Annotated in this window: 19 protein-coding genes; all 19 read left to right on the forward strand. The window is 32.2% G+C overall.

The genetic code is table 11. The features are described from left to right. Positions 1-35: 35 nt before the first annotated feature. On the forward strand, positions 36-770 hold the full coding sequence (gene pxpB / locus RPL90_RS05790; protein WP_313546641.1) for a 5-oxoprolinase subunit PxpB: 735 nt from the start codon (positions 36-38) through the stop codon (positions 768-770). Further along, positions 760-1,764, forward strand: coding sequence for a 5-oxoprolinase subunit C family protein (locus tag RPL90_RS05795; RefSeq protein ID WP_313546644.1), 1,005 nt, complete (start codon positions 760-762; stop codon positions 1,762-1,764). The genes pxpB and RPL90_RS05795 overlap by 11 nt, the downstream gene beginning before the upstream one ends. 2 nt (positions 1,765-1,766) lie before the next feature. Further along, complete coding sequence (locus RPL90_RS05800) at positions 1,767-2,213, forward strand: acetyl-CoA carboxylase biotin carboxyl carrier protein (RefSeq protein WP_313546647.1); 447 nt, start codon at positions 1,767-1,769, stop codon at positions 2,211-2,213. Positions 2,214-2,236: 23 nt separating this feature from the next. After that, a complete protein-coding gene (locus RPL90_RS05805; RefSeq protein WP_313546650.1) occupies positions 2,237-3,592 on the forward strand; it encodes an acetyl-CoA carboxylase biotin carboxylase subunit in 1,356 nt (451 codons plus the stop codon). A 2-nt stretch (positions 3,593-3,594) separates the two neighbouring features. After that, the gene (gene pxpA, locus RPL90_RS05810) at positions 3,595-4,353 is read left to right on the forward strand and encodes a 5-oxoprolinase subunit PxpA (protein WP_313546653.1); all 759 of its coding nucleotides are present in this window, start codon (positions 3,595-3,597) and stop codon (positions 4,351-4,353) included. A gap of 4 nt (positions 4,354-4,357) precedes the next feature. Beyond that, positions 4,358-5,590, forward strand: a complete 1,233-nt coding sequence (locus RPL90_RS05815; protein WP_313546656.1) for an NRAMP family divalent metal transporter — start codon at positions 4,358-4,360, stop codon at positions 5,588-5,590. Positions 5,591-5,828: 238 nt separating this feature from the next. Further along, positions 5,829-6,515, forward strand: a complete 687-nt coding sequence (locus RPL90_RS05820) for a 5'-methylthioadenosine/adenosylhomocysteine nucleosidase (protein WP_313546659.1) — start codon at positions 5,829-5,831, stop codon at positions 6,513-6,515. Between the two features lie 17 nt (positions 6,516-6,532). Beyond that, a complete protein-coding gene (locus tag RPL90_RS05825; RefSeq protein WP_313546662.1) occupies positions 6,533-7,060 on the forward strand; it encodes a YqeG family HAD IIIA-type phosphatase in 528 nt (175 codons plus the stop codon). Further along, complete coding sequence (gene yqeH, locus RPL90_RS05830) at positions 7,061-8,167, forward strand: ribosome biogenesis GTPase YqeH (protein WP_313546665.1); 1,107 nt, start codon at positions 7,061-7,063, stop codon at positions 8,165-8,167. Positions 8,168-8,179: 12 nt separating this feature from the next. Further along, complete coding sequence (gene aroE / locus RPL90_RS05835; RefSeq protein ID WP_313546668.1) at positions 8,180-8,977, forward strand: shikimate dehydrogenase; 798 nt, start codon at positions 8,180-8,182, stop codon at positions 8,975-8,977. 12 nt (positions 8,978-8,989) lie between these two features. Then, positions 8,990-9,280 carry a ribosome assembly RNA-binding protein YhbY gene (yhbY, locus tag RPL90_RS05840; protein WP_313546671.1) on the forward strand — a complete coding sequence of 97 codons (291 nt, stop codon included), beginning with the start codon at positions 8,990-8,992 and terminating at the stop codon, positions 9,278-9,280. Next, on the forward strand, positions 9,280-9,852 hold the full coding sequence (locus RPL90_RS05845; protein ID WP_313546674.1) for a nicotinate-nucleotide adenylyltransferase: 573 nt from the start codon (positions 9,280-9,282) through the stop codon (positions 9,850-9,852). The genes yhbY and RPL90_RS05845 overlap by 1 nt, the downstream gene beginning before the upstream one ends. Next, on the forward strand, positions 9,842-10,426 hold the full coding sequence (yqeK, locus tag RPL90_RS05850; RefSeq protein WP_313546677.1) for a bis(5'-nucleosyl)-tetraphosphatase (symmetrical) YqeK: 585 nt from the start codon (positions 9,842-9,844) through the stop codon (positions 10,424-10,426). The genes RPL90_RS05845 and yqeK overlap by 11 nt, the downstream gene beginning before the upstream one ends. Next, positions 10,427-10,780 (forward strand): ribosome silencing factor, encoded by a 354-nt coding sequence (rsfS, locus tag RPL90_RS05855; protein WP_061854545.1) that lies wholly within the window; start codon positions 10,427-10,429, stop codon positions 10,778-10,780. 2 nt (positions 10,781-10,782) lie between these two features. Continuing rightward, positions 10,783-11,499 (forward strand): class I SAM-dependent DNA methyltransferase, encoded by a 717-nt coding sequence (locus RPL90_RS05860; protein ID WP_313546683.1) that lies wholly within the window; start codon positions 10,783-10,785, stop codon positions 11,497-11,499. Between the two features lie 49 nt (positions 11,500-11,548). After that, positions 11,549-12,211 carry a helix-hairpin-helix domain-containing protein gene (locus RPL90_RS05865; protein ID WP_313546686.1) on the forward strand — a complete coding sequence of 221 codons (663 nt, stop codon included), beginning with the start codon at positions 11,549-11,551 and terminating at the stop codon, positions 12,209-12,211. Positions 12,212-12,266: 55 nt separating this feature from the next. Next, positions 12,267-12,728 (forward strand): ComE operon protein 2, encoded by a 462-nt coding sequence (locus RPL90_RS05870; protein WP_313546689.1) that lies wholly within the window; start codon positions 12,267-12,269, stop codon positions 12,726-12,728. 123 nt (positions 12,729-12,851) lie between these two features. Continuing rightward, the gene (locus RPL90_RS05875) at positions 12,852-14,930 is read left to right on the forward strand and encodes a DNA internalization-related competence protein ComEC/Rec2 (RefSeq protein ID WP_313546691.1); all 2,079 of its coding nucleotides are present in this window, start codon (positions 12,852-12,854) and stop codon (positions 14,928-14,930) included. Positions 14,931-15,005: 75 nt separating this feature from the next. After that, positions 15,006-15,980 (forward strand): DNA polymerase III subunit delta, encoded by a 975-nt coding sequence (gene holA, locus RPL90_RS05880; protein WP_313546693.1) that lies wholly within the window; start codon positions 15,006-15,008, stop codon positions 15,978-15,980. Positions 15,981-15,996: the final 16 nt, after the last annotated feature.

The following is a 15,996-nucleotide window of genomic DNA, read 5'->3' on the forward strand; positions in this document are numbered from 1 at the left end:
CTGATAATTTAAATTATTCAAAGGGGAGTAATTTTTTGGAAACCAAAATATTGAATGAACAAACAATTATATACTACTTTGAGAATGAAATTTCTCGATCAACATTTAACAAAGTACAATATGTAGTTACATATATAGAAAAACAGCAACTTGCCTCAATTTTAGAGATTGTACCATCTTATCGTTCTATTATGATAACAATCGATACTACGCTTGACGTGCCCAAAAGTATAATTGCACAGTTAAATATTGAAGCGTTAGATTTAAATTCAATAGCAAATGAATTTGCAGAACCACGGATTATTAATATTCCAGTGCTTTATGGTGATGAGTATGGCCCAGACCTAGAAGAAGTTGCACAACATAATGATTTAAATATAGACGAGGTAGTAAGCATACATAGTTCAAATCCATATTTGATTTATCTACTTGGTTTTATGCCAGGCTTTCCATTTTTGGGTGGTCTAAGCGAAAAAATACATACACCTAGGAGAAATGAACCTAGAACAAAAATACCAGCAGGTTCTGTCGGAATTGCCAACAATCAAACTGGTCTTTACCCAAAGCAATCACCAGGAGGTTGGCAAATTATTGGGCAAACGCCAATTGATGTTTTTAATATTAATAGAGAACCAATGTGTCTCTATCAACCGGGTGATTACATAAAATTTTATAGTATTACACAAGAAGAATTTGAAGACTTTAAAGAACAACAACAACATAATACATTTGATTATGAAAGTTTGGTGACGATTGAAAATGGCAATTAAAATTAAACAACCTGGATTATTCACTACAGTACAAGATGAAGGGCGTATCGGCTTTCAAAATTTAGGTTTTTCAATTGCAGGTGCATTAGATCAATGTGCATTAAAAATAGGGCAACAACTTATTGGCAATAAAGGACCTGCTTTAGAATGTACGATTATCGGGCCAACTATCGAATTTAAAGTGAATAATACATTCGTAATAACAGGTGCCCCTTTTAATGCACAACTTAACGGAACGTTCGTGCCACATCAGACTGTTGTGCAAGCCAATAAAGGAGACACTTTAAAATTAAATAATGTTGAAGAAGGCGCTAGATGTTACATACTTTTTGGTAAACCATTAGATATTCCACAAGTAGCTAATAGTTATTCCACACATACGCGAAGCCAAATTGGTGGTTTCAAAGGACGCGCATTAAAATCAGGTGATCACATAAATTTTATTGAAAATGATTACGGTCACAATACATTAGGACATAGGTACAATGGACGATTTGATTTAGATGAGAAAGTAACCATTCATATAGTGGAAGGGCCACAAATTGACGCTTTTTCAGCAACAGTGCAAAGTGAACTTACAGCACATACGTTTACTATTTCTGATAGTTCCGACCGGATGGGTTATCGCTTAAAAGGGCCAACTATTAGCCCTGAACATGCTGCAGACATAATTTCAGAACCTGTTGCATTAGGCAGTATTCAAGTACCTAATGATGGGAACCCAATTATTTTATTAAATGATAAACAAACGGTGGGCGGCTATACAAAAATCGCGAATGTTTGTCAGGCTGATTTAAATGTTTTGGCACAATTGAAACCTGGAAACAAAATACAATTTAAATGGATAACGATTGAAGAAGCTACTAATAAATTAATTGCACAACAAGAAAAATTTGCAAAAACGTTAACAGCCATTACTGAAACACCACAGTTTGAAATTAATGAAATGAGAAATACTTCATCAAAAATAGCAAAATTATTAAAAGGGGAATAACAATGAATTTAGAGCAAATAGAAAAATTAATAACACTCGTTAAGGAAAATGACGTTAAAAAATTTAGATATAAAGATTATAGTAGTGAAATTGATATAGATTTTACTGAACCACAAAGTGGTGGTAATGCAGTTCAACATACAGCCAATGTATCTTCATCTGAGGTTGCAAATAACGCGTCTCAAAACGAAGAAAGCGCTGAATCAAACAATACTAAATCAATAAATGCTTCTATGGTTGGCACATTTTTCCTACAAGATGAAAAAGAATTGACTCATCCAATAATTGAAGTTGGTTCAACTGTTAATAAAGGTGATGTAATTGGTTATATCGAAGCAATGAAAGTTTTAAATGAAGTTGTAAGCGATGTTGAAGGAACGGTAAGTGAAATCGTTGTGGATCATGGTACACAAGTGGAATATAACCAAACATTAATTAAAGTGGACTAAGTGTAAATTAGGGGGAGAAGTTAATGTATCGATGTCTAATCGCTAACAGAGGAGAAATTGCAATACGTATCATTAGGGCATGTCGTGAACTCAATATTGAAACAGTTGCTGTCTATGCTTTAGGAGACGAAAAAAGTTTACACGTGAGCTTAGCTGATCAAGCAGTTTGTATCGGCGAAGCAAACGCTTTAGATAGTTATTTAAACCAAGATAGAATTATAAGTGCCGCAATCAATACTAATGCAACGGCTATCCATCCAGGCTACGGTTTTTTATCAGAAAGCGCATCTTTTGCTCGTAAAGTTGAAGAAAACGACATTTATTTTATTGGACCGACATACCGTACTATGGAAATGATGGGTGATAAAATAACGGCTAGACAAACTGTTCATGGTGCTGACGTACCCATCATACCTGGTTCAACCGGTGCAGTAGAATCTATCGATGAAGTAGAAGAAATTGCAAAAGATACGGGTTACCCATTAGTGTTAAAAGCAGCTAGTGGCGGAGGCGGTAAAGGAATTCGTATCGTAAAAAGTAAAGAAGCACTGAGCAAAGCTTTTAAAGAAGCGAAGAGCGAAGGAGCAAATTACTTTGATGACGATAGAATTTATGTCGAAGCGTTTATTCCAGTAGCAAAGCATGTTGAAGTACAAGTAGTCGGAGATGGTCAGGACAACTTTGTGCATTTGGGCGAAAGAGATTGTTCTGTACAGCGTAAAAATCAAAAGTTAATAGAAGAATCACCATGTTCTGCTTTATCTGAAGAAAGAAGAACACAAATTTGTAACGATGCTGTTAAAGTAGCGCGCGCTTCTAATTATAGAAGTGCTGGTACGATTGAATTTTTAGTTACCGAAGACGCTTATTATTTCATCGAAATGAATGCCAGAATTCAAGTAGAGCATACTGTGACAGAAATGAGAGCCAATAGAGATTTATTACAAGCTCAATTATATTTAATGATGCAAAATCAGTTGCCTTTTACTCAAAATGAAATAACATTCGATGGTCACGTAATCGAAGCGCGTATTAATGCAGAAGACCCAGAAAAAGGATTTCAACCTTCACCTGGTAAAGTAAAAGGACTACATTTACCACATGGATTTAACGTAAGAGTAGATTCATTACTTTATTCAGGTTATGTGGTTTCGCCATATTATGACTCTTTAGTAGCTAAAGTAATTGTTAAAGCACCAAATAGACAATTAGCTATAGATAAACTTAAAGTTACTTTAGATGAAATGGTAATTGATGGTTTTACGACTACAGCCGATTTCTTATATGCTGTATTGAATTACCCACCATATGCACATGGAGACGCAAAAGATGTAGATATTAAATTTTTAGATAGACATAATATTATTAAGGAGGCTTAATCATGAAAGTAGATTTAAATTGTGATTTAGGTGAATCATTTGGTAATTACAAGATAGGTAATGATGAAAATATCATACCAGTAATCACTTCGGCGAATATTGCTTGCGGATTCCATGCAGGCGATGCTCAAGTTATGAATAATACAGTTAAATTAGCACAAGAAAATAATATTGGTATTGGTGCTCATCCAGGACTACCCGATTTACAAGGATTTGGTAGACGCAATATGGATTTATCAACTCAAGAAATTTATGATACCGTAATTTATCAACTTGGTGCAATTTCTGGTTTTTGTGCGATCCATAATGCAAAATTAAATCATGTTAAGCCTCATGGTGCGCTATATCAAATGGGTGCTAGAGATGAAGAAATAGCTCATGCAATTGCACAAGCAGTTCATGATTTTGATACTTCTTTAATATTTGTTGGTTTATCAAACACATTATTAATTTCTAAAGCAAAAGAATTAGGCTTACAAACTGCGTCTGAAGTTTTTGCTGATAGACGATATGAAGCGAATGGCCAATTAGTAAGTAGAAAAGAATCTGATGCTTTAATCACAGATACTGAAGAAGCTATTAGTCAAGTTATTTCAATGGTTAAAGATCAACAAGTAACTGCAAAAAATGGTGAGAAAATTGCAATTCAAGCCGATACTATTTGTGTGCATGGCGATGGAGCACATGCTTTTGAATTTGTATCACAAATAAGAGAAAGATTATCGAAAGAAGGTATCTCTATTTCGACTTTAGGAGGATAAAACAATGGGGAAGAAATTAGCAAAAAAAGATGGGGATTTTCAGTTCACAAAAAATCATAAACGCTTATTGTTAGGTTCAGTATTTTTAATGGCTACTTCAGCGATAGGTCCAGCATTTCTAACACAAACAGCTGTATTTACAGCACAATTTGCAGCAAGTTTTGCTTTTGCAATACTGTTATCAATCATTATTGATATTGGTGCGCAAATTAATATTTGGCGTGTGTTAGTCGTTACTGGTAAAAGAGGTCAAGAAGTAGCAAACGATATCGTTAAAGGACTAGGGACTTTTATTTCGATATTAATAGCCATAGGTGGTCTCGCTTTTAATATTGGTAATATCGCAGGTGCAGGCTTAGGTCTAAATGCAATATTCGGTTTGGACGTTAAATGGGGCGCTGCTATTACGGCAGTACTTTCAATCGCTATATTTATTAGTAAAAGTGGTCAAAAGATTATGGATGTTGTTTCTATGGTCTTGGGTGCTTTAATGATTGTAGTCGTAGCCTTCGTTATGTTTAAAGCACATCCTCCTTATGGAGATGCATTAAAGCATGTTGTAATGCCAGAACATCCAATCGCTTTAGTGTTACCAATTATTACATTAGTGGGCGGAACTGTCGGCGGCTATATCACATTTGCTGGTGCCCACAGAATATTAGATTCAGGTATTAAAGGAAAATCATTTTTACCATTCGTTAATAAAGCTGCTATTGCAGGTATTTTAACAACTGGCGTATTACGTACATTGCTATTCCTTGGCGTTCTAGGCGTTGTAGTTACAGGTGCAACATTAAGTGCTGATAATCCCCCTGCATCAGTGTTCGAACACGTTTTAGGACCTATAGGTAAAAATATCTTTGGTGTAGTGTTATTTGCTGCTGCTATGTCCTCAGTAATTGGATCAGCATACACAAGTTCAACATTCTTAAAAACATTACATAAATCTTTATTTAATAAAGGGAATTTAATGGTAATTGCTTTTATCGTAGTATCTACAATTATATTTTTATTTGTAGGTAAACCAGTTTCATTATTAATTATTGCTGGCGCATTAAACGGATTAATTTTACCAATTACTTTAGGTACTATTTTAATTGCTAGTAAACGTAAGTCTATCGTTGGCGATTACCAACACCCGAACTGGATGTTGTGGTTCGGTATTTTAGCAGTAGTTGTAACTATTGTTACAGGTATTTTCTCACTGCAAAGTTTAGGCACTTTATTCGGTTCATAAGTTGAAAATCCATATAATAGTATGTGTTAACAGGAGTAAAATCATTTAATTAAATGGTTTTACTCCTGTTTTTATGTGTAGTACATTGATGTGCGGATGTGATTGAAAAATCGTACAGTATAAAAAAGTTTGCTAATTAGCAGATATAAATTTATAATTATTTAATTCTATAATCGAGCTATGTGGTTAAATATGATAAAATGGCAAAGGCTATGAAATTACATCGAGGTGAACTATAATGATAGGTATAATAGGAGCAATGGAAGAAGAAGTTGCAATATTAAAAGATAAATTAACTCATTTACAAGAAGTGACGATTGCGCATGTGAAGTTTTATAAAGGAAACTTAAATGACACATCTGTAGTCTTAACTCAAAGTGGTATTGGAAAAGTAAATGTAGCGATGTCTACGACACTATTAATAGAAAATTTTAAACCATCTAAAATAATAAATACTGGCTCAGCTGGTGCTCTAGATGAAGAACTTAAAGTCGGCGATGTCGTCGTCAGTGAGGCATTAGCTTATCATGATGCAGATGCGACTGCATTTGGTTATCAATATGGACAAATACCACAAATGCCTGCAGTTTTTGAAGCCGACAAAACACTATTAACGCAATCAATCGAAGCAATCAAAGCTTCTAATTTGTCTGCTAAAACTGGACTAATTGTAAGTGGCGATAGTTTTATTGGTTCTAATGAGCAACGCACGCAAATAAAACAAAATTTTGCGGATGCATTAGCTGTAGAGATGGAAGCAACGGCAATTGCACAAACTTGTTATCAATTTAATGTACCTTTCGTTGTAACTAGAGCAATTTCTGATTTAGCGAATGGGCAAGCAGAAATGAGTTTTGATGAATTTTTAAAAACTGCTGCGCATTCTTCAAGTGAAATAGTAGAAAAATTAATTAAAACAATTTAAAAAGGTGATTATCAAAAATGGGAATTTTCAAGAAATATTTTATGCCAAATGAGTATGTGCAATCTATATTTCAAATTGATATAGAAAAGCTTGCTGCTTCTGGAGTTAAAGGAATTATAACTGATTTAGATAACACTTTAGTTGGTTGGGACGTTGACGCACCGACAGAAGCAGTTAGAGCTTGGTTTAAAAAAGCTAATGCCTTAGGTATTACAATTACTATTGTGTCTAACAATAACGAACAACGTGTTGGTAGTTTCTCTCAATCACTAGATGTAGATTTTATTTTTAAAGCGCGTAAACCAATGGGTAAAGCATTTATAAAAGCGACGAATCATATGCAATTAAAACCTGAAGAAATCGTAGTGATAGGGGATCAAATGCTTACTGATGTATTCGGCGGCAAAAGAAGAGGGCTATTCACTATAATGGTAGTACCGGTTAAACAAACAGATGGATTTATTACTAAATTCAATCGCATAATTGAACGTAGATTACTTCAACACTTTAGAAAAAAAGGCTATATCACATGGGAGGAATATTGATTGTCAGAGACTGAAGAACTAAAATGTATTGGTTGCGGTGCAACATTGCAATCTGAAGATCCGAATGCGGCAGGTTATGTGCCTGAACATAATTTATTTAGAGAAGACGTTGTTTGTAAAAGATGTTTTAGATTAAAAAATTATAATGAAGTACAAGATGTAGGAATGAATAGCGAAGACTTTTTAGATTTATTAAATGGTCTAGCAGATAAAAAAGGTATTGTTGTCAATGTCGTCGATATTTTTGACTTTGAAGGTTCATTTATTAATGCCTTAAAACGTATCGTTGGTAATAAGAAAGTTATTTTAGCTGCTAATAAGTTAGATTTGTTACCTAAGCAAATTAATAAAAGAAGAGTTAAAGAATGGCTGAAAAAAACGGCAAGAAAATACGGTTTAGAAGCTGAAGAAGTTACACTCATTTCTGCTGATAAAGGTTGGGGTATTGAAGAATTAATGTCAACAATCGAGCAAAAACGTAATCAGCAAGATGTTTATATTGTTGGGACAACTAACGTTGGGAAATCTACGCTTATTAATAAATTAATTGAACAAAGTGTAGGAGAAAAAGATATTGTTACTACTTCTCGCTTTCCTGGAACAACTTTAGATATGATAGATATTCCTTTAGATGAAACAACATTTATGTACGATACACCAGGTATTATACAAGAACATCAAATGACTCATTATGTTACTGAAAAAGAACTTAAAACGATTATGCCTAAAAATGAAATTAAACAACGTGTCTACCAACTTAACGAAGGACAAACTTTATTTTTTGGTGGTTTAGCACGTATTGATTACGTTAGTGGCGGCAAAAGACCTCTTGTTTGTTACTTTTCAAACGATTTAAACATTCATAGAACTAAAACAGAAAATGCGAATGATTTATGGCGCAATCAACTTGGCGCAGTATTAACGCCACCAAAAGATAGTCAAAACTTTGATTTGGCAAATGTCAAAGCCGTTAGATTAGAAACTGGCAAAGAAAAACGTGATGTTATGATTTCGGGTCTAGGTTTTATTACAATAGAGGCAGGAGCAAAAGTTATCGTTAGAGTACCGAAGCATGTAGATGTAGTGCTAAGAAATTCAATTATGTAAGGTGTGTTAAATATGAAATATGCAGTAATAGGTAGCCCCATAGATCATTCATTATCGCCAGTAATGCATAATGCGAATTTTAAAGCACTTGGCTTAGAACACGACTATGAGGCTCTAAATATTGATCCGAATAATTTTGATTCAATAAAAGAAATTATTAAAAACCAAAACCTCTCAGGTTTTAATGTTACAATTCCGCATAAAGAAAATATTATACCTTATCTCGATGAAATAGATGACCAATCAAAAACGGTTGGCGCTGTAAATACAGTGAAAATACACGACAATAAGTGGATTGGTTATAATACGGATGGTATTGGTTATGTTGAAGGGTTAAAAACAATATACCCTGATTTAGCAGAGGCGTATATTTTAATATTAGGTGCAGGTGGAGCAAGTAAAGGCATAACTAATGAATTGATGAAACATGTTAAGCCTAAAATTACAGTAGCCAATCGAACACTTAGTAGATTTGACAATTGGCAAATGAATATTAATAAAATCGGTTTAAACGATGCAGAAAAAGCATTATCTGAATTCGATATCATAATTAATACAACGCCCGTCGGCATGAATAACAATAAAGATTTAGTGATAAATTTGGATAATTTAGCATCTCATACTTTAGTGAGCGATATCGTTTATATTCCATTTAAAACACCCATTTTAAAAGCGGCTGAACAAAAAGGAAATCCAATACAAAATGGCTTAGATATGTTCGTCAACCAAGGCGCAGAAAGTTTTAAAATTTGGACAAATTTAACACCAAATTATGAAGTCATGAAAGACACGGTATTAAACCATTTATAAAGGAGCTATTATATGTTAACGGGTAAACAAAAAAGATTTTTAAGAAGTAAGGCGCATAATGTTGATCCTACTTTCCAAATTGGTAAAGCGGGTATTAACGATAATATGGTCGAGCAATTAGTAGATATTTTAGAAAACAGAGAATTAATTAAAATACACGTATTACAAAATAATTTCGAAGATAAAAATGATTTGGCACAAGAAGTGAGTCAAAAGACGAATAGCGAAATCGTACAAGTTATCGGGTCAATGATTGTTCTTTACAAAGAATCACAAGATAATAAAACAATAAAATTACCATAATGACTAATTCTATTGTTATTTATGGTGGCCAATTTAACCCGATACACACTGCACACTTGCTAGTCGCAAGTGAAGTGTATGACTTATTAACACCAGACAACTTTTATTTTATGCCGAGCCATATGTCACCACTCAAAACACATGAAGATTATCTTGATGCACGTTATAGAGTGAAAATGATTGAGAACGCAATTAAAGAACTTGGATTTGGTGAACTTTGTTTAGATGAAATCGAAAGAGCAGGACAAAGTTATACGTATGATACAATTATTCGTATTGTTAATAAAAATCCAAGTAGTAAAATATACGTCGTTATCGGTACCGACCAGTACGAACAATTAGATAAATGGTACAAAATTGATGAACTAATGCAATATATTACATTTGTCGTTGTGAATAGATATAAGGAGGCACAAGAAGTAAAAGATAACATGATAGCCATTAATATCCCACGCATGGATATTAGTTCTACGATGATTAGAGAACGTGTAAGAAATAAACAATCTATTCAAATTCTTGTCCCTCAAAGTGTTGAACAATATATTAGAGAGGAACGATTGTATGAAAATTGATAATGCTGTTGAATTAGTTAAAGAAAAATTACCAGAAAAACGTTTTATACATTCAATGAATGTGGCAAAGACAGCTGTTAAGCTTGCTGAAATATACGATGGTGATGCACAGAAAGCTGAATTAGCTGGTATTTTACACGATTATAGTAAATATGATGATTTAGGGACTATGTATCAAACCGTTACTCAAAATGGCTTAGACAGTAATTTGTTAAGTTATGGTTCTGAGATATTACATGGTCCTGTAGCCGCCGTTATTATGAATAAAGATTATGGTGTTAACGATGAGGAAGTTTTATTAGCTATCAAAAACCATACAACAGGCCGTGCCCAAATGTCTAAAACTGAAAAATTAATTTTTATTGCTGATTATATTGAACCGGGTCGACAAACCCCTGGCGTTGAAGAAATAAGAGATTTAGCATACAATCAAGGTAGTTTAGATAAAACAATTTATGAAATATCTAAACGCACAGTATTACATTTGATTAGTAGAGATATAAACGTATATGACGCTACAATTGCTTGTTTAAATTATTATAATTATAGTGATGAAAGAATAAAGGATGATTAAATGAATTCAGATCAATTATTAAAATTAGCTATTCAGGCTACAGAAGATAAAAAAGCAGAAGATATTATTTCAATTGACATGAGAGGAATCAGCGATATGACTGATTATTTCGTTGTATGTCACGGAAATAATGACCGTCAAGTTCAAGCTATAGCAAAAGCTGTAAAAGACGCCGCACACGAAGCTGAAATAGAAGTTAAACGTATGGAAGGATATAACGAGGCACGTTGGGTATTAATAGATTTAGCTGACGTCGTTATTCATGTGTTCCATAAAGATGAACGTGATTATTATAATATCGAAAAATTATATCAAGACGCACCAATCGAAACTTATAGACAGGCAGTTTATTAAAGATGTCACAATATGAGGGCTTAAGTTTATTTTATGACCAATTAACTTTTGATCAACCTTATGAGTCTTGGTTGAAAATTGTTGAACACTATGCAACACACCAACATTCTTTATTAGATATTGGATGTGGTACAGGGAACTTAACAACTTTATTGACGCAGTTTGATAATGTCACAGGAATGGACTTAAGTGTAGATATGTTAGCATTAGCTGCAAATAAAGCACATAATATAAATTGGATCGAAGGAGATATGACTGATTTCACATTAAATTCAAAATTTGATGTCATTACTATCTTCTGTGATTCATTAAATTATTTAGCAAATTTAGAAGATGTTAAGGCGACATTCACAAATGTTTATCAACACTTAGAAGATAACGGTGTATTAATGTTTGATGTGCATACGATAAATAAATTCGACACATTATTTAATAACCAAAGTTATATAGACGAAACGGATGAAGTATTTTTAGGTTGGGATGCTATTAGAGGCGAAGAGCCATATAGTGTGTGGCACGATATGTCTTTCTTTATGAAGCAACCCAATGACTTATATCAAAGATTCGACGAAAGCCATTACCAAAGAACATTCACCGAAGATACTTATAAAAAACTATTAAATGACATTGGTTTTACTCAAATTACTACTTTTGTAGATTTCGATATTAATAACCATGATGAAAATGGGAATAGACTATTTTTTATAGTAAATAAATAGAGTAACTACACTTCTTTACACGTGTTTATCTGTAAAGGAGTGATTTTTTATGTCGCATTGGTTAGTACAATTAAGGTCAGCTATTTTAAAGAAACGAAATTTAATTCTTATATCCTTCTTAATCGTTATAGCAATAATGATATTAGCTTTATCAAGCTTTAGTAAGACGAATGTATCACATTATTCTAAAATAGAGATGAAAAATCAGCATGATAATCTAAAAAATCATACATCTACTGTTGCAAAAGCTAACACTAAAATTAAACAGCCTGAAACTATATATGTTGATATTAAGGGGGCAGTTAAATACCCTAACGTTTATCAAATGAAATCATCTGATAGGGTAAAACAACTTTTAGATAAAGCCCAACCAATTGAAGATGCTGAGTTATCTACGGTTAATCTTGCTGAGAAATTATTAGATCAAAAATTAGTGATAATACCTAATAAAAATGATAAAGTAAATGCATTAAATACTAATTTAACTTCTGCCCATCAAGTGTCACATAAAAACGCTAAATCACTAGTAAATATCAATACAGCAACTATAGATGAACTTAAATCAATCAATGGTATCGGAGAGTCTAAAGCTCAAGCCATTATTAACTATAGAGAACAACATGGGCAGTTTGATAATATTGAAAAATTAAAAGAAGTCAAAGGTATTGGTACTAAGACTTTTGAAAAATTAAAAGCAGAATTCACATTATAATGGCATTATATTAAAATTTTGTTATTAGTTATTAAATATAATTGGAGGCTTCAAAATGAATAGAATTAAATGGGACGAATACTTTATGGCTCAAAGTCAACTCTTAGCATTACGCTCAACTTGTGAACGATTATCAGTAGGAGCTACAATTGTCAAAGATAATAGAATTATCGCCGGTGGTTACAATGGTTCCGTTACTGGGGAAGTACACTGCATAGATGAAGGTTGTTTGGTTGAAGATGGGCATTGCATTAGAACTATTCATGCCGAGATGAATGCACTTTTACAATGTGCTAAACAAGGCGTTTCTACTGAAGGTGCAACTATTTATGTGACGCATTTCCCTTGTTTAAACTGTACTAAATCAATTATTCAAGCAGGTATTACAACGATTTACTACGCGGAAGATTATCATAATCATGCTTATGCATTAAAATTATTAGACCAACAAAATATTGAATATAAAAAAATTCCATTTAACCCTGAACACGTGGCTCAATATTTATTAAATAAATAACAGATGTTTTACGTTGCATTAGCTTATTTGGTTGGCTTACTGTGGTTACATAATCAAATTTTAGCTATAACACTTTTTGTAATTTTTATGTTTAGCATGTACAGAAAAAAATGCAGTTTTTTAATGTTAAGTATCGTACTTATCACGCCAATAATCAGCTTTGCATTTTTTGAAAAACATTTTATACAAACATTACAACAACGTACACATATATTACACAATCCAAAGATAAATCAGTATGTAACGTTTGTCGCTATTCATCAACCTTACGAAAACAGCATTATCGGCACTTTACAAATTGATAATGAAAAGTATCGTTTTTTTTACTATAGCAATGAGCCATTGAACATTGACGCTATTAATAATCACGTTTGTCCTATAGATGGTTCATATAAGCCTATTACTTCTTCAGTCTTTCGTCCTTTAATAATCAATATAAAGCATATCAAAAGTAATGAGTGCGAGCCAACACAAAGAACGGTATTAAATGCATTTAATAATCACAAATATCATTTATACAATAAATTTAAAAGTTCAGGTCTTCAACAATATGACAAGATTATAGCCTTATTATTTGGAGATGTTAATCTTTTACCTAAAAAACTACTAGATGATGTTAAAGATATAGGAATCTATCATTTAATGGCAGTGAGTGGCTCTCATATTATGGCGATCGTTGCTATGATTTATTGTATTAGTATTAGATTGGGATTACCTATCCCATTCATTAAAGTAGCTATTTGCGTTATTCTCCCTATTTACGCATGTTATACCGACTTCGCTCCAAGCGCGTTAAGAGCTATCACAATGGTGCTTATAGTCACCTTATTGCCACGCTTTTTATTATATAGAGCTCTTGATGTGCTAGGTAGCACATTTATCATACTCTCTACAATAGCACCACATCTTGTTTATGACATTGGATTTCAATTTTCTTTCCTTATAACACTTTTTATTCTACTATCGGCGCCATTATTCATTCAGCACAATAAAGCAATTTCTCTTGTGCTGTTAAACGTTATAACATTTTTAGGAAGCTTCATGATTAATAGCATGCATTTTAATCAAATTCAATGGATTAGTCTTTTTTCAAACATTCTTTTTATACCATTATATACTTTTATATTTTTTCCTTTAGCAATATTTTACTTATTATATGTTTATGTACCAATATCGTTTCAATCGGTACCATTAATAATTGATAGTATATTTAAATTACATGATAATTTGGTTCGAATTTTTATAATATTTACGAAAATCCGTTGGTTCGTACCTGAATTAAATCATTTGCAAGTTACACTATGTTTACTAATGGTATTTGTTATTTTAAGAATATTTGTATTGAGAAAATTTGTACAGACTGTAGTATTGTTTGTTTTATTTTCGTTAGCTATAACTTATTTACCTAGAGATTATACGGCTCAGTTGACTATGTTTGATGTCGGTCATGGAGATTCATTTTTACTAAAAACTACCAAAAATAAGACTGTTATGATAGATACTGGAGGCAAATATGTAGACAAAAAAAGACAATATAATGGTACATTATCCAAATATAAGATTTTACCTACACTAAAGAAGAAAGGTATTAAAAAAATTGATTATCTCATCATTACACACCCTCATAATGATCATATGGGTGAATTGGAATTTTTATGCCAAGACTTAACATTCACCAATGTAATTATTAATAAGCAATCATTTACACAACAACAACTTGAATATATCAATACATTAGCCACAATTTATGATTTTAAGATGATTGATTTTCTATCACTAAACTCAATCTATCTTGATCAATTTTTTATAGAATTCTTAGATGCTACAATTCCACACTCAGAAGATCAAAATGAGCAGTCTATTATTACTTTAATAAAATATAGAGGCTATAAATTATTATTTATGGGTGATGCAACTATTAACAACGAACAATTATTGTTAGCTAAATATGACCTTTCAAATATTGATATTTTAAAAGTAGGGCACCATGGCAGTAAAACAAGTAGTAGTGAAGCATTTATGCAAGTCACTAATCCACGGATTAGTTTAATATCTAACGGTCAAAATAACAGATTCCATTTACCAGATACGCAAGTGTTAAACAATTTAAAAATAATTAATTCGAAAGTTTATGACACTGCTCAACATGGGCAAGTTACGATAACTTTAAATAAAGAATTAAAAATAAGTACTGAAAAATAATAGAACTTTCTAGAGTGTAGCATTGACAAATGATATAATTAGTAGTGTTTTTAGTCGTGAAAGGATGCTATTTTAATGAGCGAGAATATTATTACTATATATGGTGAAGCACCTGAACTTATTGAGAAAAAAAGTAATGAAATTATAGCTAAATATCTTAATGAACCCAAAGATGACTTCAATTTTATTAAGTTTAATTTATATGAAACTGAAATAGCACCAATAATTGAAGAATCACTAACGATGCCATTATTTTCTGATAAAAAAGTCGTATTAGTACAAAATGCGTATATTTTTACAGGAGAAAAGCCACCTAAAGATATTAATCATAATAGTGATCAATTACTTGAATTTATTAATAAATATGATGGTGAAAGTTTAGTTATTTTTGAAGTTTACCAATCTAAACTGGATGAGCGTAAAAAATTAGTTAAACAGCTTAAGGCCAATACTAAACTTAAAAAAATTGAACAAATGTCTGAAGATGACATAAAACATTGGATTAAACAATCCCTTCATGAAGACTACAAAGATATTAAACAAGATGCATTAAATTTATTTATCGACTTAACAGGCATAAATTTTAATGTAGTCAAACAAGAATTAGGAAAGTTAATATTGTTTTTAGGGGATAGACCGACGATAAATAGACAAGACATCTCTCAAATCGTCAATAGAAGTTTAGAGCAAAACGTGTTCTTGTTAACAGAATACATTCAAAAAAATAAAAAAGAAAAAGCCGTACAACTAGTTAAAGATTTAATAGTTATGAAAGAGGAGCCAATTAAATTATTAGCTTTAATAACGAGCAATTATAGATTATATTATCAAAGTAAGATATTGAGCCAAAAAGGTTACAGTGGTCAGCAAATAGCCAAAACGATAAATGTACATCCATACCGCGTAAAATTAGCACTTAACCATGCACGGCATTATAATATCGATGATTTATTAAACATTATTAATAGTTGTGCCGAGACAGACTACAAATTGAAGTCCTCATATATGGATAAGGAGCTAATACTAGAATTATTCATCTTATCACTTTAATTAAAAAAGGTATAAA

Source organism: Staphylococcus kloosii, from assembly GCF_032139365.1.
Taxonomy (GTDB): Bacteria; Bacillota; Bacilli; order Staphylococcales; family Staphylococcaceae; genus Staphylococcus; species Staphylococcus kloosii_A.